The sequence below is a fragment of the Parashewanella hymeniacidonis genome, from assembly GCF_016900895.1.
Lineage (GTDB): Bacteria > Pseudomonadota > Gammaproteobacteria > Enterobacterales > Shewanellaceae > Parashewanella > Parashewanella hymeniacidonis.
Genome location: NZ_JAFEUN010000049.1, coordinates 13,250 through 33,659 on the forward strand (window position 1 = coordinate 13,250; position 20,410 = coordinate 33,659).

A 20,410-nucleotide genomic window follows, 5' to 3' on the forward strand; every position below is an offset into this window, starting at 1 on the left:
CGTTATACCCATAGATGCATTTATGAGTATAACGTATATGAATTATTGTACTTCTAATTGGTCGTTCATTGTTTGATAATCAATCATATCAACGTGTTTTTTTATTCTATGATTTTTGACATCAACATCTAAGGTTGTAACCCCTGAAACAGAAATATTGATTACCTTCCCCGGCTTTCCAAAAAGTCGACCTAACCCTTTGTAACTGTAGCTTCCTACAATGACGACCAAAGAGCCTGAGTTGAACATGTGTTCTACAGTAAATTTATACTCGATTAAGCCTTCATGAGCTCGATGGATGAATTCTAAGATATGGCTACGGCCAACATATTTTTTATCGGCAGTTTTATCCTGAAAAATACTTTCCCTACTGTAGAAAGTACTGAGCTTTTTCATGTCATTATTTGTGAGCGCATGTATGTAATTCAGCGCCAGCTTTTGCTCTGGTGGAATTTGTCCATTTGACGCAAGCGTTGAAAAAGAAAGAAAAAATACAATAATGATTAACAAACTTCTCATCTATGAACTCTTTAAACTTAAATCGAAAGCAGGTAATGACAAACGCCAGCGGATAGCGGCCAGCCTAATGAATAGTGCGGTACTCATTGCAATAAACATCGTCGTTTTTTGATCGAAACCAGCACTAAGGAATAATACATAACAAATTGCGCCAATCATACAGGCTGTGGCGTATATTTCTGTACGCAAGACCATCGGAACTTGTCTACAAATAACATCACGAAGAATACCACCACCAATTCCTGTTACTACTCCCATAATGACTGCTGATATTTCATCTAAGCCCAGTAATAGTGCTTTTTCTGTACCAATAATGGTGAACAGTGCAAGTCCAAAGGCATCAGCAACAGGTAGAATAAACCAAGGTGCATTTCGGTTGTTGTTCGAACGTAACAACAGTAATGTTAAAGCGACGGTGATTAGAATCGCTAAAATATAATTTGTATCTTGTAACCAAAAAACAGGTGTAGAGCCCATGAGTAAATCGCGGATGCTGCCTCCACCAACAGCCGTTACACCGGCCAAAACGAGAACCCCAAACGGGTCCATTCTATGGTGGCCGGCTGCTAATGCGCCAGTCAGTGCAAAAACCGCTGTGCCCCATAAATCAAAGAAGTAAATCCATTGACTCATTTTTTACTTATTTCCTTAAGGTGGATGTTGAGTGCGTCTACAGAAATTCTAATTTCTATCACTGATAGAATAAGTGAATAAAGTAATAGTAATAAACTTAAACCAAATACGATTGAACCAACTTCGTTAAAGCCTATGTAAAGCAAGATCATACTCACGACACATAAAGCGAATGCAACTACGCCTGATTCTTGCATTCGTTTAATAATCGCAATTCGTTTGTGCAGGTTTTTGATCTGATCATTCAATATTGGTTTTTTGTCTGAGCTTAAATTTCTGATCAAGGCTGCCAATGAGAAAAATCGATTAGTATATGCAAGCAATAATAAAGAAATTGCTGGAAATAGTAATGCTGGAGTAGTTAGTGATAGATGTAATTTCTCAAACACTCTTTGACCTAAAGTTTAGAATACAATCGCAGATTATAAATGTAATTTTATTACATATGTAGTGTTTATTTTGCTCAAAAGTTGAGTTTATAAAGAATTATATGCACGATCACATTTTGTGCGTTACGGAACGAAAAAAGTCGGCAATAACAAATGAAATTGCCGACATGTATTAGTGCAAAGGTAAAGAGCCTTAAGGCTTTGTTAGATAGTCGTTATAAGTCGCTCGTTGATGAGCTACGCCAGGATCTTCCGCATTAAGCCAGCTCGAACCTAAAGTATGTGGATAAGGCATACCTTTTAGGACGGGAAATTCACCCTCTTGTATATCAAAATGACTGTCTTCAGCTATCCACAAACCTGTAAATGTTTCTGCAAGTGTTAGTTGTGCTTCGCTGATACCAGAGCCTGAAATATCTGGGCCTTCACCATTTTCATCAGCAATACCGTCATTATTTAAATCACGATGTAGATTACCGACATTTCTAATGATGGATGGGTTTCCTCTATCCTTGACAAATCGCCATTGGTAATCGCTACTACTGATCTCTCCTTCAGGGTACTCAAGATATTGACTTCCAAACCCACCGACACCAATTCTTCCTTGATTTCCTCTAATATCAAGCTTCATTGCACTGTACATCAGAGATGGTCTAAATCTATCTGAATAGTTAAAAATACTGCCACCAACGATACCACCAACCTGTACCGTAGATGAGACACTCTCAAAGTGGCCTGATATCGTACCATTGCTATACGCTGATTCTAAATAAAAGAAAGAACCAATTACGCCAAATATACCGCCGATTTTAGCTCTGGTAACGGTTAAGTTTTCACCCAGATCAACATAGAGGTTCGTGTAAACTCGGGTAATAGGGTTAATTGCAGCAGAAAGCGGAGAAAAGTATAAAGAAGCGCTCTCATCTGGAGTGGCTGTTCCAGTTAAATAAATACTATTTAATTCACCATTTGCAACGTAAATAAACCTTGATTTAAATGTCGCATTGTCGAAACCAATGTTTTTTATTTTCGCTAAGTCATAGTGATCATTGTTATAGATAAAACCGTTATCAGCAGTTGTTAAGTTGAAAATTACGTGTTTATTTCCGTCGATTGTGCCTTCTAGTTCAAACGCTTCCCAAGGAGATGTAGTTGACGCTGAAGCATCAATATCTCGGTCTAAGCTGATGAACAAATTAACCAGATTCTGATCACTACGATTAGCATTTTCACCTAAATCAATATCATCAAAGCCAATGTTTTCAGTGATGAACTGGCCATCAGCAAAGCTTCGCAATTCGGAAAGGTTACTGATGGTTAAAGGCTCAGCTTCAGTGCCGTTTTGCACATTATAGAGGCGAACAAGCACGGCAACTGACTCTGAGCCAAGCTCTAGGTTCAGTTCATAAAAAGCAGCATCTTGTTCAAAGTTGAGCTGACGAGTTAAATGCACTTCAACTTCACCGCTGTTTGGGTCAATGTGTAATTTAAACAACGAGGCAATGTCTTCTGCCGAGGTTAAATTCAATCCTGAACTTGTTTTTATTGATTTGATGATATTCGGAAAACCATTACTCTGGAGACGTAATACAGAGTCATAGTCGAAGTTATCTTCTCTCACAGCAGTGACAATTAATTCAGGATTGTCTTTTTCACTGATTTCAGAGACAAAATCAAAATTAACTGGGTTAGGTCCATCACCTAAATATTCACTGAGTGGTTCTACCTGAATATTGAATGAAGTTTGCTCTGTTCCACCACTGTTTTCAGCTGCAAGGGTATAGGACGTACTTGGGCTTACTTCGGTGGGAACACCATTAATTACACAATGACCATTAATGCTAGCAATGCTTAAACCGATTGGTAGCTCTGGTGATACCGTGCATATTTCGGCATTCGCTGATTGAATGTTGATGAGTAATTCAAAAGGCTGTTGAACCTGCAGTTGATAAAGTGATTCGAGAGTGCTTGTAAATACAGGCACCGTTTGAACAACTTCTAAAGATAATTCAACAGATGATGTCCCAGCATCATTACTTCCTGTAACCGTGAAATTCTTTTTTTCAAATTCAGCATCAGCGACTCCGCTTAACACGCAAGTACTACCAATTTTCCTTATTTCTAATGGCTGCGATAAAGCGGGTGAAATTGAGCAATCAGTGACCGGGTCTCCAGAGTTTGTTATTTCAAAAAGTAAGGACTCATTTATCGTGAACGATAAGTCACTTTCGCCCGTGATGTTTAATTCAGGTGCCATTGGTTGTTGAGTAACAGGTTGAGTTGTGGGACTACTTGATTCCTTTTTATCATCGGAACCACCACATCCTTGCAAAATAGTTATAGAAAGCAGGCTTGCAAACCATAACATTCCTTTCGTAGCGTTCATAAATTTCTTGCCTATGTAGTTTTATTGTGATTTTTATGTAAAACATTTCAATGTTACACAAAATTAACAATTGATTGTTTTTTATTTGATTTTTTTGAAAAATGGAAAACACACTATGAGAGAACTGCACTTTTTGGCTGTGTTAAATAAATCAACGGTTACAGTATGAAATATTGATTTGTTTAATTGATAAACGCTCTTACAATGTTAGCAAAAATAATTCGTATTAATATCTGGGTTGGTGAAGGAATGATGAAACCCACATATCTAGCTCGTCTAATTAAGGTTGGCTTGCTTTCAACCGCAGCGCTTTCAGTAAATGCTTTCTCAGAAGATGAAAAAATCGGAAAAATCATCGTAACAGGTCAAAAAATTGACCGTGAACTGCAAGAAACACCAACGAGTGTTGCCGTAATTACTGAATCTCAAATCGAAGATGAGCAATTAATCAATTTATACGAAGTTTTAGATCAAATACCTAATGTATCAGGCCAATTTGAACGTGACTTCAGTATTCGTGGTATTAACTCTTGGAGGTGGTACAAGTTATTTAACGAGCGTGTATACCCATGATACCTGAAGATGAATGTTTCAGGGCTTTCTCAGCGCCAATTCTCTGAGGCGCATTAGCGAATGAATATCGGGATTCTTTCGAGCTAATGTAACAAAGAAGAATTGGCGCTGAGAAGTCCACCAAGTCCGAGTTGTACAGCGTGTTACTGTGTTGCCAGTGCTAACAATAGCTCACTATTGCCGCACACTGAACAAGTTCAGGTATCATGGATATATGTAGATGACGCAGTCCTTCCATATCGAATGATTCAACAAGGTGCATTTAATGACTGGGATGTGAACCAAGTTGAAGTATTACGTGGTCCGCAATCAACACTTCAAGGTCGTAATGCATTAGCGGGCGCAATTTGGATTACAACTGAGCAGCCAACTTATGAGTGGAGCGGAAAAACACGAATTACCATTGGTCAAAACGGTCAACGTGAAGCGGCTGTTGCTGTATGATCCTGAGTTCACCAATAACTTTGAATTATCCTTACGTAGTGCGTGGTTAAATGATGATTTAGTGGTTTATGCAAACGTGTTCTTCCTTGACTGGAAAGATATGCAAGTTTCAGTTGAAGGTGATACAGGTGGTCGCTTTGATTACTACACAGTAAACGATGGTAGTGCAGAAGTAAAAGGCTTCGAAGTTGAGTCATTCTATACCATGAGTGAAAACTTTAAGCTTAATGCTGGTGTTGGTTTCTCTAAAACAGAGTTTACAGATTTTGTAGATGATGAAGACGTATATACTGGCGGCTCATTTGCACGTGCTCCAGAATGGACTGCAAACTTAGGTGCGACTTATACTTCTGATAGCGGCATATTTGTTAACGTAAATGCGAATTACCAAGATTCATCGGCAGATAAGCTTGTTGCTCTAAGTGATCCTGAGCAAGCAACAAGAAGTGCTACTCGTACAATCGTAAACACTCGAGTTGGTTATAATTGGGATAACTTTGGCTTATTCTTAACGGCGAAAAACCTATTGGGTAATGATTATTATGCATTCAGAACAACGGGAGGCTCACGTACTCAACAGTCGGTTAAACTCGGTGCAGAGCGTCAAGTCAGTTTGAGTTTCGAAGTTAAGTTCTAAGATTAAAGCCAGTATTTCAATTGGGATACTGGCTTTTTTGTATATAAGAGGGATTAAATAACTCAGAGATTAATTGAATATTAAAATGTTTTTAATTTCATGGATTTATAACAATGATTAATGGTGTCTCCATCGCAAGGAAATGTTCAACAACTAAAATTATTTGCAGTCAAAAAGAATTATTGAAGGATTCGAAACATGGCTGAACCTAGAGTAGATAGTTACCATAGATTTAATGTTTTAGATTTTAAAGCAGTACAAGAACATAAAAAAAGTGAATTTACTCATTCCGACGGTAGAAAGCTGACGGTTAAAAAAGTTAATAATCAAGTTTCAGTTAAAGTTGAACGCTCCTTTTTTTCTTTCATGAGAAGTAAACCCAAAACTCCAGATGCTGAACTAGCTCAAGATTATAAATTACAATGGTTAATGCAGGATGTAACTACTCCTGCAGAGATTATTGAATCAGTTTCTAATTCAGATGAATTAGCTAGAGTTTTAAAAGGTGCCTCAAAATCAACAGTTTTAGGTGTAACTTTGCGACTACAGAAATCTAACCCTATACATAAATTTGAAATTTCCAGTTCTAAAGGTCCACTGTTTGTTGAACCAGAGTTGGGAAGTGTTATAAATAAAGAATTCCTTATTGAGTTAGCTCAAGAACGATGTGACATTGTTATTCACCTCTTGGAACAGACTGATTTTAATCATGGACAGTTCGATTTATTTGAAATCTTGTTTCAAGCTTTTGATGAAGCTATTGATAAAGGCGAGTTTGCACGCAACTTACCGCTTAAAGACTTAACAAGTAAAGGAAGGTTCATTGATTTCTTAAGAAAAAAATCTCGCACGGAACCTGAAAAAGTATTGCGTTGTTTACCTTCAATTTCTTCTTTGGATGTCGATCAAGAAGTTATGGAGATATATTTAAACTCATTGCAATCATTAGCATTATCGCAAGGCGATGGTTGTATTGACATCTCTTTGGCTGAGGAGCATGGGTTAAAGCTAGATGGCAATAGAAAGCATGAATACGTAAAAGCACTCAATCGCTTTCCCATCGCAGCAAAACAATTAATATCTTCAGGAGTATTTGATAAAAGAGTTCATTTTTCTAGTGAAGAGATAAAAGATATTAACGCAAGAGGTGTTGTTCAGTCTCTGCTCGACAATTTTGAACACCAGGCAATTGATACAAAAGATATTCAAAGTTTACTAAACTATATTCCTTCTGAGTTACATGAACCAGCAAAAATGCATGTTTTCAAACTCCTTGCAGTTAGTCCCAATTGTGACTTTCAGAAAATGAATAGAATATGTAATTTTTTGTTCCCTGAAATGCGAGGAGACAGTCACTTTATACTAGAGCCTGTGCCATTTTCTTTAGACCAGATAATGGGCATTAAGGAGGCTTCGCCACAGAAAGCGAGTTTAGTTTGTCAACTTTGTGGTTTTGCTCCTGATTCGATAGAGAGTCAGCCGCTAAAAGATTTGAGCAAAGCAGATTTTGTGTCTGAGCCTCCTGAAATTGAAAAGTATGAATCAGAGCTAGCAGAAGGGTTAAAGCTTTGCCTTGAAAGGGCATTAAGGCCTGATGCCAAACCGGAACAACTAATAGTCTTTTTACAAAGACTAAAGAAAAATGAGCTTGAGTTTGTTATTTCGAGCTATAAAAATAGTGATTTAGGACGCAAACTTCAGACAAGTTTAAATACTAAGCTTTTTACTGACAATGAAGTCCTTTTATTAAAGTTTTTTGCTCTCCAAAACCTAAACAGTTTTTCCGATTTACTTAAAAACGTTCCTTTGGATATAAAAGTATCTCTTTTTTCTCACCCCAATTGGCATGAGGATAACTTTAGAGTCGTTGCCGACTCTATCTTGCAACACAAGGGAGTGACTTTTATTGATGATTTAACATCAAATTACATCTTAACCATGAAACCAGATGAGATTGGAAAAATGCTAGAATGTCTTGCGCAAAAAGACACTGGGAAAGATATTGTTAAGCAGTTCGTTAAATGGTTACCTGAGAAGTTATTGAAGCCTGAGTTGTTTGGCCTTGAAGGTAAATTACCACAATCGGGTGAGTCGTACTTTAAGGAAGTGTTTTCTATGTTGCCTAAAGCTCAAAAAGTTGAGGTAATGATTAAAGTGATGGACTTAATTAAGAAAGAAGAACTAGGTAAAAATGTCACTGTTTTATTAGAAACTAGCGATTTAACTGAAGCATTGCTTGATGAGAGTATTCAAAAACAAACCAAATTAGACAAAGACCACGGTTTAATATCTAATTTCTTTGATATGCTCGAAGGTGCAAAAGAAAAGCCAAAACTGGTTCAAGAAGACTTTGTTTACGTATAGCGTCTGAAACGCCGAACATGTTTTATTTGTAGCTTAAAGATGAACAGTAAATTAATAATAGCTATAAGCCAGCAATTGATTTACTGGCTTTTCAAAATATTATTACTGAACGGTGCAGCTATCTAAATAAACTGACTTTGTAATGTTTCCTCCTTCTGAAATAGTACCCTTGATCTGATTTCCACCTCGAGATTCACCTATTTTGTATTGTTGATGGTCAACTATCAATTTGTGTTGAGTTAACGTGACAGGTATCTAAAGTTACTGAATGCCTAAGGTGAAAATGTGTACCAAAAGGGACATTCACAAGCCTTGATGTACTCTGAGGGTGAGTATTTGGGTCGTTAATAACATTGAAGGAATGTTTTTCACCACTTACTGAAGTTATTACAAAGCCATAACTGACACTTCCTAGTTTAGGGTAGGCATTTTTAAAATGGCAGTGAAAATTCACATTATGAATGCCAAAATTAGTATCAGGCTCAATCATATTACTGAAATCTACTTGGACCGTACCATTGACGAAACTATCTTTAACATCATTAGAAACTGTACAAGTATATTCGCCATAATGATTAGGATCTTTTACTAATTTGCAGATACCATTTACATTTAAAGCCGCTTGTGCACTGGTTGAATTTGAAGGCTGACTTGCATAACAAATGCCTGAAGTGAGGGAAATAACTGGCAAAAAGAGTAGGATACGTTTGTTCATATTGAGTTCCTCATAGATTAAGGGAAGCCGTGATGATACAGAGAACATAGTAGCTTTTTTAAGTTGTATTAGGTTCAATTTAATTAATCTGTTAATTAATCTGGCTGTCTAACTTCACTAGCTTAGATCGATTTAAGTTCCATGTATGGTTAATTTTTATTAACCATACATGTCACTGTTATATGGCTTTTAATATGAAGTCCGCTGGCTTCAAATTTCATATAAACTTGTGGGGTTCGTATTGGACGTTTGTAGTTGATGGTAAATCTATGATTTTCGATTTCATCAATACTATAATTTTGAGCAAATGTGGGCTCAGCTCTAATTGGTCGATAATTTTTTAAATTTGCAAAATAATGGCTTATCTTGTGGGTTAACAGGATAAATGTTACTGATATCAAGTTTAAGAAAGTTGTGATTTATTGGGTCAACTTTATAAATAGTACAACTAAAATATTGATTGGATTTATCAACAGCTGACAAAGTACAGATTTTATCGTCATTAACTTTATTGATTAAATGGAAATCATTGAGGTGAATGGGGGGATGTTTTGACAGCTGCAAAGTAAAAATGCGGACAAAAACAAAGTTATCTTTTTCATAAACTTTATCTCCAGTTAGGGAATAGGATTACCCTGTAATTACTGTTAAACTAACGCTAAAATGGGTTTTGAGGAATACTTTTGGAATTAATGAACATTGCCCGTGTACGTTGGGCTTGTCGCCGAGGGATGCTTGAGTTAGATGTAATTTTTCAACCTTTTGTTGAAAAGCATTACGAGAACCTTTCTAAAGAAGATAAGGCAACTTTCATTCGATTATTAGAATGTGAAGATCCTGAATTATTTGCGTGGTTTATGGGGCATGAAGATTGCTCTGATAGTGAACTCGCTGAAATGGTGATAAAAGTTCGTGGTCGACCAAAGCCATAGTTTTTACCTTACTTCATCGTTACAACAAAAGCTGTCAAAGCTTGTCTTGGCGGCTTTTTGTTTATTTACACTTTACTTTTGGCCACAACGTTTTGAATTGTGGCTAATCCAAGTTGTAATTGCTGTCGCGATTTGCAGTTACTTTTCCTATACTATTTATCGCCTAAAATCATATAAAAGCTCTTTTACTCTTCATTCACGTAATTTGTTTAAATTCGCTAATAACCCAAATGAGTTTGAGTGTAAGGTATTATGGGTTTCACCTTTATTGTGTGCTTTTTATGTATTGCCAAATACTGAGGTTGAAGACCAAGCAGGAAAATCACAATTAATCATTGTCTGGAGAGATATGCTGAGCGACTCGAACTTTCGTCATCTGAGTCGCTTGCTATTGTATATTAGAAGGAATCAGGCGTCAGGATAGTTGGCTTTGGGTGATCCTCTTTTGTTGGATAATCTGTGTTGAAGTGTAAGCCTCGACTCTCTTTTCTGTCCATGGCACTGCGAATGATCAATTCTGCTACTTGTACAAGGTTACGTAACTCAAGCAAGTTATTACTTACTCTAAAGTTACTGTAATACTCTTGGATTTCTTGCTGTAACATTTGACAGCGACGTAATGCTCGCTCTAAACGTTTATTGGTTCGAACAATACCCACATAATCCCACATAAACAGTCTTAACTCATGCCAGTTATGAGCAATGACGACTTCTTCGTCAGAATTCGATACTTGACTTTCATCCCATGCGGGCAATGTCTCAGGGAGTGAAATTGATTCAATATTGGCAATAATGTGTTCTGAAGCAGAACGGGCATAAACAATACACTCTAATAAAGAGTTACTTGCTAGGCGGTTTGCTCCATGTAGCCCAGTATAAGACACTTCACCGACAGCATATAAACCATCAACATCTGTTTTGCCATCCAGATCGATCATGACACCGCCACAGGTATAGTGAGCAGCTGGTACCACTGGTATTGGCTGCTCAGTGATATCAATACCAAGCTCTAAACAGCGGTGATAGATCGTCGGAAAATGTTTAATCACAAATTCAGTGGGCTTATGAGTGATATCGAGATACATACAATCAACACCTAGGCGCTTGATCTCAAAGTCAATAGCTTGAGCAACAATGTCACGTGGTGCAAGCTCTGCCCGCTCATCGAAATCGGGCATAAAGCGAGAGCCATCAGGCCGACGTAAAATGGCGCCTTCACCTCGTAATGCTTCAGTGAGTAAGAAGTTTCTGGCATCAGGGTGATATAAGCATGTTGGGTGGAATTGGTTAAACTCCATATTGGCAACTCGGCAGCCAGCACGCCATGCCATTGCTATACCATCACCACTGGACACGTCTGGATTCGATGTATATTGATAGACCTTTGAACACCCACCTGTTGCAAGTACCACTGACTTGGCCTTAATGGTTTCTACATGCTCAATATCTCGATTCCAAACATAAGCGCCCAAAACTCTATTTGAGCCTTCACCAAACTTTTGGGTAGTGAGCAAATCTACAGCATTGTAGCGCTCTAAAACGGTAATGTTTGGGTGAGTGAGCGCTTGCTGTTGAAGCGTTAATTGAATCTCTTTGCCTGTAGCATCAGCTGTATGGAGAATGCGACGGTGGCTATGACCGCCTTCACGAGTCAAATGGTATTCTGTACCTTCATCATCTCGATCTAAGTCACGATCAAAGCTGACCCCGTTTTTAATTAACCATAAAATAGCTTCTTTACTGTTTTCGATGGTATGTCTAACACCTTTATCTTCACAAAGGCCACCGCCTGCTATTTTTGTATCTCTTATATGGGCTTCAACAGTATCATTATCATCAAAAACAGCGGCTATTCCACCTTGAGCATAATAGGTAGAACCTTCTGAAAGTTTTGATTTTGAGACTAAAATTACTTTACACTGCTTAGCTAGATTTAATGCTATAGTCAGACCGGCGGCACCACTACCAATTACCAATACATCTGATTGGTGTTCATTTAACTGTGTCATCGACTAAATTGCTATTTAAAAGAATACCTATAATGGTAAATCAAAAGTGATTTTAATGCTGTAGCATTTTTTTAATATATCTGAGAACTTTTTCAAATCGCATGTGTCTACTATGTAACTGGGAAAAATAATACAGTTAAGAGATATTTCGAGCGACTGAGAAATCTACAACTAGGATTGAGGAGTAGTCGGCTCGGATGAGTGGACAGATTAACGATCAAATAATAATTGAACGAGTACAACAGGGTGATAAACAAGCATATAACCTGTTGGTGCAAAAGTATCAGAGTAAAGTGTTAAGCCTTATTTCACGTTTTGTGAGAAATCAGGCTGATGCCGCTGATGTTGCTCAAGAAGCTTTTATTAAAGCTTATCGAGCACTGCCTAACTTTAGAGGTGAAAGTGCGTTTTATACTTGGTTGTACCGAATTGCGGTCAATACTGCGAAAAATTACTTAGTCTCACAGGGGCGTAAGGCACCTGCAAATGATGTAGATGCAGAAGAGGCCGAATATTATGACGGCAGCGACGCACTTAAGGAATTTGCTTCACCTGAAAGGTTATTGCTTTCAAGTGAAATGAAAAAAGTGATTTTTGATACGTTGGAGACACTTCCCGAGGAGTTAAGGATGGCCTTAACATTGAGGGAACTTGAAGGTATGAGTTATGAAGATATTGCGAACATTATGGAATGCCCTGTGGGTACCATACGTTCAAGAATCTTTAGAGCTCGCGAAGCCATCGATAAAGTGCTTCAACCGCTATTGGAAGAGTAATAAACAGGTGTGTAATGGATAAATTTGAGAAAGAGTGGGTATCCTCTGCTGTAGATGGTGCTCTTGATGAACAAGCAATTAGCATGCTTGCATCAGACGAGCAGTCACAAAAACAGTGGCAACGCTATCACATAATTGGTGATGCATTGCGTGGTGACCTACCTGAGACGATGCCAATAGATTTATCAGCAAATATTGCTGCAGCGCTTGAAAATGAGCCAGAAATCGTAGCGCCTGTTACAAAAGCTACGACTACACAAGGGGATGCAGTTACATCTGGAAATGTAGTAACATTAGCTTCTAGAGTCGTACCGATGGTGAAGCAATTTGGCCAATATGCCATTGCCGCATCAGTTGCTGTTTTTGCAGTTATTGGGGTACAAGATTATCAAGAACAATCTGATATTGATAACAACCCATTACCTGTTGTGAATACAATGCCACTTGTAGGTAGTGCTTCTCCGGTAAGTTTACAAGCAGAACCTGCATCATCAACATTGAGTCAACAAGAATATAACGATAAAATTAATCAGCAACGTCGCCGAATTAATGCTTACATTCAAGACCATATGTTGCAACAACGATTAAATACTGGAGCACAGGAACAAGACTCAAGCGAGCTTGTACCTCAGAACGAGCAATAGGAGTTCATTTGCGTTCCCTTTTGTTAATACTATCTATCATAGTATTCCCTGCATTTGCACAAGACGAACTTTCAGCGAAGGCTTGGCTCGATAAAATGAGCCAAGCCCTTCAACAAACACAATTCAAAGCATCTATGATCGAAGTTCAGTCCGATCATATTCGTCCTTTAGTTTATTTACATGGTGTGGTTAATAAGCAGGAAGTGGCTTTTTTAGAATATTTAAACGGACCACCACAAAAAGCGATTCGTGTTGGCGAACAAGTTACTTTTCTTGAAAATGAGCAACCACCATACAGTGTTAAAGCTCAACGAATAGACGGTTTGTGGCCACAAGTCTTTGCTGAAAACCTCAACTTACTCTCTAACAGTTATCAATTTGTGCTTGGCGGCCGTAACAGAATCGCAGGCAGACCTGGGCAATTGGTTCGAATTTTACCAAATGATGATTTCCGTTATGGATATCAGCTCTGGTTAGATATGGAAAATTACTTACCACTTCGTTTAGATACCATCAGCTCAGACAAACACTTACTTGAGCAATTAATGGTAATTGAGATGGGTGTGATGGATGAAACGCCAGAAATACTGCAAGAAGCGGCTGATCGTAATTGGCCTAGCGCAGCGAAACAATTACCCCATAAAAGTGTGATAAAGTGGAAGTTCAATTGGTTACCAAAAGGTTTTAAGGTTCTGGTGCAAGATCATCATAGTCTATATGGAAGTCGACAACCTGTTGAATATATAGGCATCAGTGATGGTATCGCTAATATTTCTGTATATATAGCAAGAGCTGGAGATACAGAGTTGCCAGAAGCATTGAATGCTCGTAACGGTTTGTCTGTGGTAACAGATAAAGTCGGCGATGCGGAAGTTGTTGTAATAGGTCAAGTACCTACTGAAACGCTTACGAGTATCGCTAAAAGTCTAACGCTCGCAGAGTAGAGTATCTCTTTATGATGGAAGAACTGGCCAAAGTGGTCTCTGATTCAGAAGGTGGTTGGGTTTCCGTTGAAGTCGAGTTAAAGAGTGCGTGCCATAGTTGTCATAACGATGAAAACTGTGGCACCGCTGCTGTAGCAAAAGCTTTTTCTCCAAAAACTCAAGCGTTCGCTATTCAAACTCAAGTTCCCGTCAAAATTGGTGAAATGGTAAAAATTGGTTTGCCAGAATCGGTTGTGCTAAAAGCAGCTGCATTGGTCTACTTGTTGCCCTTATTTGGTTTTTTCGCCAGTGCTTTTTTGGGAACATTTTTATTTGAAAAGTTAGGCATAGTAGTTCCCTTTACTCAATCAGCAGATATACCTACGATTTTGTTTGGAGGGCTGGGAGCATTTATCGCTTGGCTATTCGGTCGCATTCAAGCGAAAAATATTGAATCCATTGCCCAACCTGTAATTTTATCCAGATTAGGCCATCAGATTAATTGAACTGATTGGTATCTGTCTCGCAATCGGGTACAATTCACCACTTTTAGTTTTCTCAAAGCTCGCCAAGTCTATTGACGCATGTTCTTTACATGAAAATAGCTTGCCGAGTGTAATGCCCCTTTGGGTAATTAGCATTAGTTACAGAGCATAATGAAACACATTAGAAACTTTTCGATTATTGCCCATATTGATCATGGGAAATCAACATTATCAGACCGTCTTATTCAGTATTGTGATGGATTAAGTGACCGTGAAATGGCGGCTCAAGTACTTGACACAATGGATATCGAACGCGAACGCGGTATTACCATTAAAGCTCAAAGTGTAACCTTAAACTATAAAGCTCATGACGGTGAAACTTACCAACTGAACTTTATTGACACTCCAGGACACGTAGACTTTTCATATGAAGTTTCACGTTCTCTTGCTGCGTGCGAAGGAGCATTGTTGGTTGTTGATGCTGGGCAGGGCGTTGAAGCGCAAACACTTGCGAACTGTTATACAGCATTAGAAATGGAATTAGACGTTGTTCCTATTTTAAACAAAATTGACTTACCGCAAGCTGAACCTGAGCGTGTGGCTGAAGAGATTGAAGACATTGTTGGTATTGAAGCAATGGACGCTGTTCGTTGTAGCGCTAAAACAGGTATTGGCATTGAAGATGTTTTAGAAAAAATCGTCTCATCCGTTCCACCACCAGAAGGCAATCCCGAAGGACCACTTCAAGCCTCAATCATTGACTCTTGGTTCGACAGTTATCTTGGTGTTGTCTCTTTAGTGCGTATTAAAAACGGCGTTCTAAAGAAAGGTGATAAGTTTAAAGTTATGTCTACAGGACAAACTCATACCGCTGATAGAGTGGGGATTTTTACGCCAAAACAAACAGATAAGCCAGAATTAAAAACGGGCGAAGTTGGTTTTGTTATTGCTGGCTTGAAAGAAATTCACGGTGCTCCTGTTGGTGATACACTTACACACGCCAAAAATGGTGCAGAAGAGGCGTTACCAGGATTTAAGAAAGTCACTCCGCAGGTTTATGCAGGTGTTTTCCCAATTTCAACTGACGAATTCGAAAGCTTCCGTGATGCCTTGAACAAGTTAAGTTTGAATGATGCATCGTTGGTGTTTGAACCAGAAAACTCATCGGCTTTAGGTTTTGGTTTCCGTATTGGTTATTTGGGTCTTCTGCACATGGAGATCATTCAAGAGCGTTTAGAACGTGAATATAATCTTGATTTGATCACGACGGCACCAACCGTAGTATATGAAGTTGAGCAAAATAACGGTGAGGTGGTTTATGTTGATAATCCATCAGATTTACCACCAGTAAACAACATTGCTGAAATTCGTGAACCTATTGTTGAAGCCAATATTCTGGTACCAAAAGATTACTTAGGTAACGTCATTACGCTTTGTATCGAAAAGCGTGGCGTACAGAAAAATATGGTTTACCACGGTAACCAAGTTGCGATCACTTATGACATTCCAATGGCTGAAGTGGTTATGGATTTCTTTGATCGATTGAAGTCAACCAGCCGCGGTTACGCATCACTTGAGTACAACTTCGTACGTTTTGAACCAGCAGATATGGTGCGCTTAGACGTATTAATCAATGGTGATCGTGTTGATGCGCTTGCAATGATTATTCACCGTTCGTTGATTCGTCATAAAGGTATTGCTCTTGTTGACAAGATGAAAGAGCTTATTCCAAGACAAATGTTCGATATTGCGATTCAAGCAGCAGTGGGAAGCCAAATCATTGCTCGTTCTAACGTGAAAGCAATGCGTAAAGACGTAACTGCGAAATGTTATGGCGGTGACGTGTCGCGTAAGAAGAAACTGCTGCAAAAGCAGAAAGAAGGTAAAAAGCGAATGAAACAGGTTGGTAATGTTGAAGTTCCGCAAGAAGCTTTCTTAGCGGTACTAAAATTGAATGACTAGTAATTAAGTTATTCTTTGCAGTACTAAAAGCGCCGCAATAGCGGCGCTTTAGCGTTTTTTTTGAAACAACTATTTTTGGCTATAGCAGCATTTTAAGTAATTGTTTCAAAATAAAAGCACCTTAAGTGTAGGATTTTGGTTTCCTTGAACATTGATTTACACTTAAACCCATACCGTTATGGAACTACTGCTTTTATAAGTAATCCATAAACTAACGAATTGAAACAAAAAGCCAGGAGTAAAAATTACGATGGCACAATATTTTTCATTGATTTTAGTGATTGTCACTTTGGTTTCAGGCATTATCTGGGCCATTGACGCATTTGCGTTTGCCCCTAAACGTAAAGCTGCGCTTGCAGCAGCTGAAAAAACAAAGAGTTTAACTGAAAAAGCAAAAGAGAAGATTCTTCAGGAATCATCGATTGTTGAAACTGCGCATTCCATTTTTCCAGTGATCGCGTTTGTATTGATTCTGCGCTCTTTCATTTATGAGCCTTTTCAAATTCCATCGGGTTCGATGATGCCGACATTGCTTGTTGGTGATTTTATTCTGGTAGAAAAGTATGCATACGGGTTAAAAGATCCTGTATGGAGAAAGCAACTGGTCGAAACGGGTAAACCAAAACGTGGTGATGTTGTTGTATTTAAATATCCAATCGACCCAACGGTTGATTACATCAAACGTGTAGTTGGCTTACCGGGCGATAAAATCATCTATCGCAATAAGCAGCTTTATATTCAAAAAGCATGTGTAGAAGGCGTGAAAGAATGTCCTGGCCCAGAGTTAATTCATCGCAAAGAGATCAATCGAGGTGAGTTTTCACAAAATGGTTATCCGATGTTGCGATACAACGAGCAACTGGGCGATGTCAATCATGATATTTTGATCAACCCAGCAATTTTAGATCGAGTAAGTGCTTACTATAAGCAAGATGGTACAAAGCCTTATGAGTTCGAAGTACCGAAGGGTAAATACTTTATGATGGGCGATAATCGAGATAACAGTCTTGATAGCCGTTTTTGGGGATTTGTACCTGAAGCTAATTTGGTCGGGAAGGCCGTTGCAATATGGATTAGCTTTGAATTTGACCGCACGGATGCCGACTTTTTACCTAAGTGGGTGCCAACAGGTGTTCGCTTTAATCGTGTAGGCGGAATTCATTAATATGAAAGCTTGGGATAACAAAGACCGTTTATTGAGAACTATCGGTTATCAATTTCAAAACCAAGACTTATTGATTCAAGCGTTGACGCATCGAAGTGCAGCGCACAAGCATAACGAGAGACTTGAATTCCTTGGGGATTCAATTCTTTCAATTGTAATTTCAGATGCTTTGTATCATCAATTTCCTAAGTCAACCGAGGGTGACTTAAGCCGTATGCGTGCTTCATTAGTACGTGGTGATACTTTAGCGGTGATTGCACAAGAGTTTTCTTTAGGTGATTACTTAAAGCTTGGACCGGGTGAGCTTAAGAGTGGTGGTTTCCGTCGTGAATCGATTCTTGCTGATGCAGTAGAAGCAATTATTGGCGCCATTTATTTGGATTCAGAGCTTGAAACTTGCCGTGGGTTAGTACTTGCATGGTATGAATCGCGTTTAAAAGAAATACAACCAGGTGTTAGTCATAAAGACCCAAAAACATTGCTCCAAGAGCATTTACAAGGTTTGAAGCGCCCGTTACCTGAATACAAGGTAACTGATATTAAAGGCGAAGCACATAATCAAACCTTTACCGTTGAATGCACCATCGACAATGTGCATGAATCTAAAGTTGGCGTGGGTGGTTCACGTCGTAAAGCTGAGCAGAATGCCGCTGCTCAGATGTTGGAGCAATTAAAGAAATGAGTCGTAGTTCAAACTCAAACGAGCCTAAAAACAATCAAGTTGAACCATCATTAGATGAGTTACTTTCCCGTATTACTAATACTTCACCAGTAACTCAGCAATATGATGCAACCTATTGTGGAATGGTCGCAATTGTTGGCCGCCCAAATGTGGGTAAATCAACTCTGCTAAACCGTATTTTAGGCCAGAAAGTGAGTATTACTTCACGTAAACCACAAACGACTCGCCATCGTATTATGGGTATTCATACTGATGGCCCGAAACAGACCGTTTTTGTAGATACCCCAGGCCTTCATATTGAAGAAAAACGTGCGATTAACCGTTTAATGAATCGTGCGGCATCAAGCTCTTTGGCTGATGTGTGTATGGTAGTGTTTGTTGTTGATGGAATGGAATGGACAGCTGATGATGACATGGTCCTCAAAAAGCTGAAGCAAAACGCGAAACACAATGATGCAAAGCTAGTGTTGGCAATCAATAAAGTTGATTACATCAAAGAAAAAGGCGAGTTATTTCCTTATTTAGAGACAATTGCTGAAAAAGCCGATTTTGATGAAATTTTACCGATTTCGGCGAAACAGGGTACGAACGTTGAGAGGATCATTGAACTCGCTATTGAGTCCTTGCCTGAGAGTCCGCATTTCTTCCCTGAAGATTATGTAACTGATCGTTCTCAACGTTTTATGGCATCAGAAATCGTACGTGAAAAACTGATGCGATTTTTAGGTGATGAATTACCTTACGATGTCACTGTTGAAATTGAGCAATTTAAGCTAATGGAGAACGGTGTTTATCATATCAACGCATTAATTTTAGTTGAGCGCCAAGGTCAAAAACGTATGGTCATTGGTAAAAATGGTGAACGAATTCGTACCATTTCAACTGAAGCCCGTCATGATATGGAGCAATTGTTTGATAACAAAGTGTTCTTAGAAACGTGGGTGAAAGTGAAATCAGGTTGGGCTGATGATGAGCGCGCACTCCGAAGCCTAGGTTACGGTGAAGACTAACCATTTTGTCACTCCTGCTAAAGCAGGAGTTCAGTGACTTCATAAGTAGGGAACAACAAAGCCTATGGAACGTGGCTACATTTTGCATCATCGACCATTTAAAGAGTCCAGCCTACTGGTGAATTTATTAGTAGATGGAATGGGTCGAGTGGATGCGGTAGCCCGTGTAGGTTCAGGTAAACGTTCTCTAAAACCTATCCTACAACCTTTCCAACCACTTATTTTTAATTTTACAGGCAAAAGTGAACTCAAGAACTTGATTCAAGTTGAAGCGGCATCAGCGGCTATTCCATTATCAGGTGAGCAACTTTATGCCTCGATGTACCTGAATGAACTTTTAGTCCGAACCTTATCTAACCAGCATCAGGCAGAAGAGCTGTTTCATGTTTATCACCGTGTGCTGCTTGATGTCGCAGCAGGGTTTGAACAGCATCAGCTAAGATGGTTTGAGTATCAACTGTTACTTCAACTCGGTGCTATGCCAAGCTTATTGTTTGATGCCCAAGGCGAAAAGATAAGTGACGATGGCTTATATCGCTATATTCCAGATCAAGGCTTTATATTCGTTGGTTCAAGAACAAACAATGTAATTAGTGGTAAAGCCATTAATCAGCTTCGTGATAACAAAATCACTGAAGGGCAGTTTCTTGAATTAAAAATATTAATGCGCAATCTTCTGTCTCCATTCTTGGGAAATAAGCCGCTAATGAGCAGAAAGTTATTTGCACAACTCACTAAGAGTAAACAAACTTAAAAATTAATTAATTTGTTCATATTTTATATCTCTTTAGAATATTAATTTATTTAAGAGGTGGTTAAATTGGAAGGCGCACTAAAGGCACTTGATGTGCAGTTTGGGTTTCAATCGTCGATATCATTAACTAACTTGCCTAATGAACTCTTAATCAATGATGCTGATGTCGAGTTAAGCCAAAATGGATATCTTGTCTCACTACAGATCTAAAGCGTCTTAAGAACACAATTACCGTTATTCTTTAGTCGCAATCGAGTTGATGGTGAACTTTCGGTCGAATATAATGGCTCTTCGTCGTTTCATGTGGATTTGAGTAGATCTGATACAGGGCTAGCAATCATAAAGATCATGGTTATAAATGTTCCTGTATTACGGTAGCCTCTGGCTCGTGCTCTGGCCGCTTGAAAT

The 20,410-nt window shown here is 38.7% G+C and carries 22 protein-coding genes; 16 read left to right on the forward strand and 6 right to left on the reverse strand.

The features are described 5' to 3' along the window. Window positions 1-42: 42 nt before the first annotated feature. From JQC92_RS11285 to JQC92_RS11300, 4 genes are all read right to left on the reverse strand, one after another. On the reverse strand, window positions 43-519 hold the full coding sequence (locus JQC92_RS11285; protein WP_129948080.1) for a nuclear transport factor 2 family protein: 477 nt from the start codon (window positions 517-519) through the stop codon (window positions 43-45). Beyond that, window positions 520-1,152, reverse strand: a complete 633-nt coding sequence (locus JQC92_RS11290) for a trimeric intracellular cation channel family protein (RefSeq protein WP_204999751.1) — start codon at window positions 1,150-1,152, stop codon at window positions 520-522. Then, window positions 1,149-1,541, reverse strand: a complete 393-nt coding sequence (locus JQC92_RS11295) for a DUF2721 domain-containing protein (RefSeq protein ID WP_204999752.1) — start codon at window positions 1,539-1,541, stop codon at window positions 1,149-1,151. The genes JQC92_RS11290 and JQC92_RS11295 overlap by 4 nt, the downstream gene beginning before the upstream one ends. A 193-nt stretch (window positions 1,542-1,734) precedes the next feature. Beyond that, complete coding sequence (locus JQC92_RS11300) at window positions 1,735-3,927, reverse strand: hypothetical protein (protein ID WP_204999753.1); 2,193 nt, start codon at window positions 3,925-3,927, stop codon at window positions 1,735-1,737. Window positions 3,928-4,176: 249 nt separating this feature from the next. Here JQC92_RS11300 and JQC92_RS11305 point away from each other — a divergent pair, with 249 nt between their 5' ends. The 4 genes from JQC92_RS11305 to JQC92_RS11320 all read left to right on the forward strand — a co-directional run bounded on the left by JQC92_RS11305 (window position 4,177) and on the right by JQC92_RS11320 (window position 7,945). Next, complete coding sequence (locus tag JQC92_RS11305; protein ID WP_204999754.1) at window positions 4,177-4,500, forward strand: TonB-dependent receptor plug domain-containing protein; 324 nt, start codon at window positions 4,177-4,179, stop codon at window positions 4,498-4,500. Window positions 4,501-4,677: 177 nt separating this feature from the next. After that, the gene (locus JQC92_RS11310; protein ID WP_204999755.1) at window positions 4,678-4,944 is read left to right on the forward strand and encodes a TonB-dependent receptor; all 267 of its coding nucleotides are present in this window, start codon (window positions 4,678-4,680) and stop codon (window positions 4,942-4,944) included. Continuing rightward, a complete protein-coding gene (locus JQC92_RS11315; protein WP_204999756.1) occupies window positions 4,874-5,581 on the forward strand; it encodes a TonB-dependent receptor domain-containing protein in 708 nt (235 codons plus the stop codon). The genes JQC92_RS11310 and JQC92_RS11315 overlap by 71 nt, the downstream gene beginning before the upstream one ends. Before the next feature lie 198 nt (window positions 5,582-5,779). Continuing rightward, a complete protein-coding gene (locus tag JQC92_RS11320; protein WP_204999757.1) occupies window positions 5,780-7,945 on the forward strand; it encodes a hypothetical protein in 2,166 nt (721 codons plus the stop codon). A 217-nt stretch (window positions 7,946-8,162) separates the two neighbouring features. Here JQC92_RS11320 and JQC92_RS11325 read toward each other — a convergent pair whose 3' ends face one another. Beyond that, window positions 8,163-8,660, reverse strand: a complete 498-nt coding sequence (locus tag JQC92_RS11325) for a hypothetical protein (RefSeq protein WP_204999758.1) — start codon at window positions 8,658-8,660, stop codon at window positions 8,163-8,165. Window positions 8,661-9,343: 683 nt separating this feature from the next. Here JQC92_RS11325 and JQC92_RS11330 point away from each other — a divergent pair. Continuing rightward, window positions 9,344-9,592 (forward strand): FAD assembly factor SdhE, encoded by a 249-nt coding sequence (locus JQC92_RS11330; protein ID WP_129948088.1) that lies wholly within the window; start codon window positions 9,344-9,346, stop codon window positions 9,590-9,592. Further along, window positions 9,573-10,016: a protein YgfX gene (locus JQC92_RS23180; RefSeq protein ID WP_420851314.1), complete on the forward strand. Its 444-nt coding sequence runs from the start codon at window positions 9,573-9,575 to the stop codon at window positions 10,014-10,016. Before JQC92_RS11330 ends, JQC92_RS23180 begins: the two co-directional genes overlap by 20 nt. Here the strand turns inward: JQC92_RS23180 and nadB are convergent. Continuing rightward, window positions 9,991-11,601, reverse strand: coding sequence for an L-aspartate oxidase (gene nadB, locus JQC92_RS11335; protein WP_204999759.1), 1,611 nt, complete (start codon window positions 11,599-11,601; stop codon window positions 9,991-9,993). The genes JQC92_RS23180 and nadB overlap by 26 nt on opposite strands. A gap of 197 nt (window positions 11,602-11,798) precedes the next feature. Between nadB and rpoE the strand changes: the two genes are divergently transcribed. The 10 genes from rpoE to JQC92_RS11385 all read left to right on the forward strand — a co-directional run bounded on the left by rpoE (window position 11,799) and on the right by JQC92_RS11385 (window position 20,212). Further along, window positions 11,799-12,377, forward strand: a complete 579-nt coding sequence (gene rpoE / locus JQC92_RS11340; RefSeq protein WP_204999760.1) for an RNA polymerase sigma factor RpoE — start codon at window positions 11,799-11,801, stop codon at window positions 12,375-12,377. 14 nt (window positions 12,378-12,391) lie between these two features. Continuing rightward, complete coding sequence (locus JQC92_RS11345; RefSeq protein WP_204999761.1) at window positions 12,392-13,021, forward strand: sigma-E factor negative regulatory protein; 630 nt, start codon at window positions 12,392-12,394, stop codon at window positions 13,019-13,021. Window positions 13,022-13,029: 8 nt separating this feature from the next. After that, complete coding sequence (locus JQC92_RS11350) at window positions 13,030-13,965, forward strand: MucB/RseB C-terminal domain-containing protein (RefSeq protein WP_204999762.1); 936 nt, start codon at window positions 13,030-13,032, stop codon at window positions 13,963-13,965. 11 nt (window positions 13,966-13,976) lie between these two features. Then, entirely contained in the window at window positions 13,977-14,450 is a 474-nt protein-coding gene (locus JQC92_RS11355) for a SoxR reducing system RseC family protein (RefSeq protein WP_204999763.1), read from the forward strand. Between the two features lie 150 nt (window positions 14,451-14,600). Beyond that, window positions 14,601-16,391, forward strand: a complete 1,791-nt coding sequence (lepA, locus tag JQC92_RS11360; protein WP_129948094.1) for a translation elongation factor 4 — start codon at window positions 14,601-14,603, stop codon at window positions 16,389-16,391. Between the two features lie 250 nt (window positions 16,392-16,641). Further along, the gene (lepB, locus tag JQC92_RS11365) at window positions 16,642-17,556 is read left to right on the forward strand and encodes a signal peptidase I (protein ID WP_204999764.1); all 915 of its coding nucleotides are present in this window, start codon (window positions 16,642-16,644) and stop codon (window positions 17,554-17,556) included. Between the two features lies 1 nt (window position 17,557). Continuing rightward, entirely contained in the window at window positions 17,558-18,238 is a 681-nt protein-coding gene (gene rnc, locus JQC92_RS11370) for a ribonuclease III (protein WP_204999765.1), read from the forward strand. Then, entirely contained in the window at window positions 18,235-19,248 is a 1,014-nt protein-coding gene (gene era, locus JQC92_RS11375) for a GTPase Era (RefSeq protein WP_204999766.1), read from the forward strand. Before rnc ends, era begins: the two co-directional genes overlap by 4 nt. Window positions 19,249-19,312: 64 nt before the next feature. Beyond that, a complete protein-coding gene (recO, locus tag JQC92_RS11380; protein ID WP_204999767.1) occupies window positions 19,313-20,002 on the forward strand; it encodes a DNA repair protein RecO in 690 nt (229 codons plus the stop codon). A gap of 66 nt (window positions 20,003-20,068) precedes the next feature. Beyond that, the gene (locus JQC92_RS11385; protein WP_204999768.1) at window positions 20,069-20,212 is read left to right on the forward strand and encodes a hypothetical protein; all 144 of its coding nucleotides are present in this window, start codon (window positions 20,069-20,071) and stop codon (window positions 20,210-20,212) included. Window positions 20,213-20,410 lie beyond the last annotated feature (198 nt).

Bases quoted from the DNA above. Each gene is read 5' to 3' on its own strand.
- JQC92_RS11285 (WP_129948080.1), bottom strand. From the start codon at position 519: ATGAGAAGTTTGTTAATCATTATTGTATTTTTTCTTTCTTTTTCAACG.
- JQC92_RS11290 (WP_204999751.1), bottom strand. From the start codon at position 1,152: ATGAGTCAATGGATTTACTTCTTTGATTTATGGGGCACAGCGGTTTTT.
- JQC92_RS11300 (WP_204999753.1), bottom strand. From the start codon at position 3,927: ATGAACGCTACGAAAGGAATGTTATGGTTTGCAAGCCTGCTTTCTATA.
- JQC92_RS11305 (WP_204999754.1), top strand. From the start codon at position 4,177: ATGATGAAACCCACATATCTAGCTCGTCTAATTAAGGTTGGCTTGCTT.
- JQC92_RS11315 (WP_204999756.1), top strand. From the start codon at position 4,874: ATGAGTGGAGCGGAAAAACACGAATTACCATTGGTCAAAACGGTCAAC.
- JQC92_RS11320 (WP_204999757.1), top strand. From the start codon at position 5,780: ATGGCTGAACCTAGAGTAGATAGTTACCATAGATTTAATGTTTTAGAT.
- JQC92_RS11325 (WP_204999758.1), bottom strand. From the start codon at position 8,660: ATGAACAAACGTATCCTACTCTTTTTGCCAGTTATTTCCCTCACTTCA.
- nadB (WP_204999759.1), bottom strand. From the start codon at position 11,601: ATGACACAGTTAAATGAACACCAATCAGATGTATTGGTAATTGGTAGT.
- rpoE (WP_204999760.1), top strand. From the start codon at position 11,799: ATGAGTGGACAGATTAACGATCAAATAATAATTGAACGAGTACAACAG.
- JQC92_RS11345 (WP_204999761.1), top strand. From the start codon at position 12,392: ATGGATAAATTTGAGAAAGAGTGGGTATCCTCTGCTGTAGATGGTGCT.
- JQC92_RS11355 (WP_204999763.1), top strand. From the start codon at position 13,977: ATGATGGAAGAACTGGCCAAAGTGGTCTCTGATTCAGAAGGTGGTTGG.
- lepA (WP_129948094.1), top strand. From the start codon at position 14,601: ATGAAACACATTAGAAACTTTTCGATTATTGCCCATATTGATCATGGG.
- lepB (WP_204999764.1), top strand. From the start codon at position 16,642: ATGGCACAATATTTTTCATTGATTTTAGTGATTGTCACTTTGGTTTCA.
- rnc (WP_204999765.1), top strand. From the start codon at position 17,558: ATGAAAGCTTGGGATAACAAAGACCGTTTATTGAGAACTATCGGTTAT.
- era (WP_204999766.1), top strand. From the start codon at position 18,235: ATGAGTCGTAGTTCAAACTCAAACGAGCCTAAAAACAATCAAGTTGAA.
- recO (WP_204999767.1), top strand. From the start codon at position 19,313: ATGGAACGTGGCTACATTTTGCATCATCGACCATTTAAAGAGTCCAGC.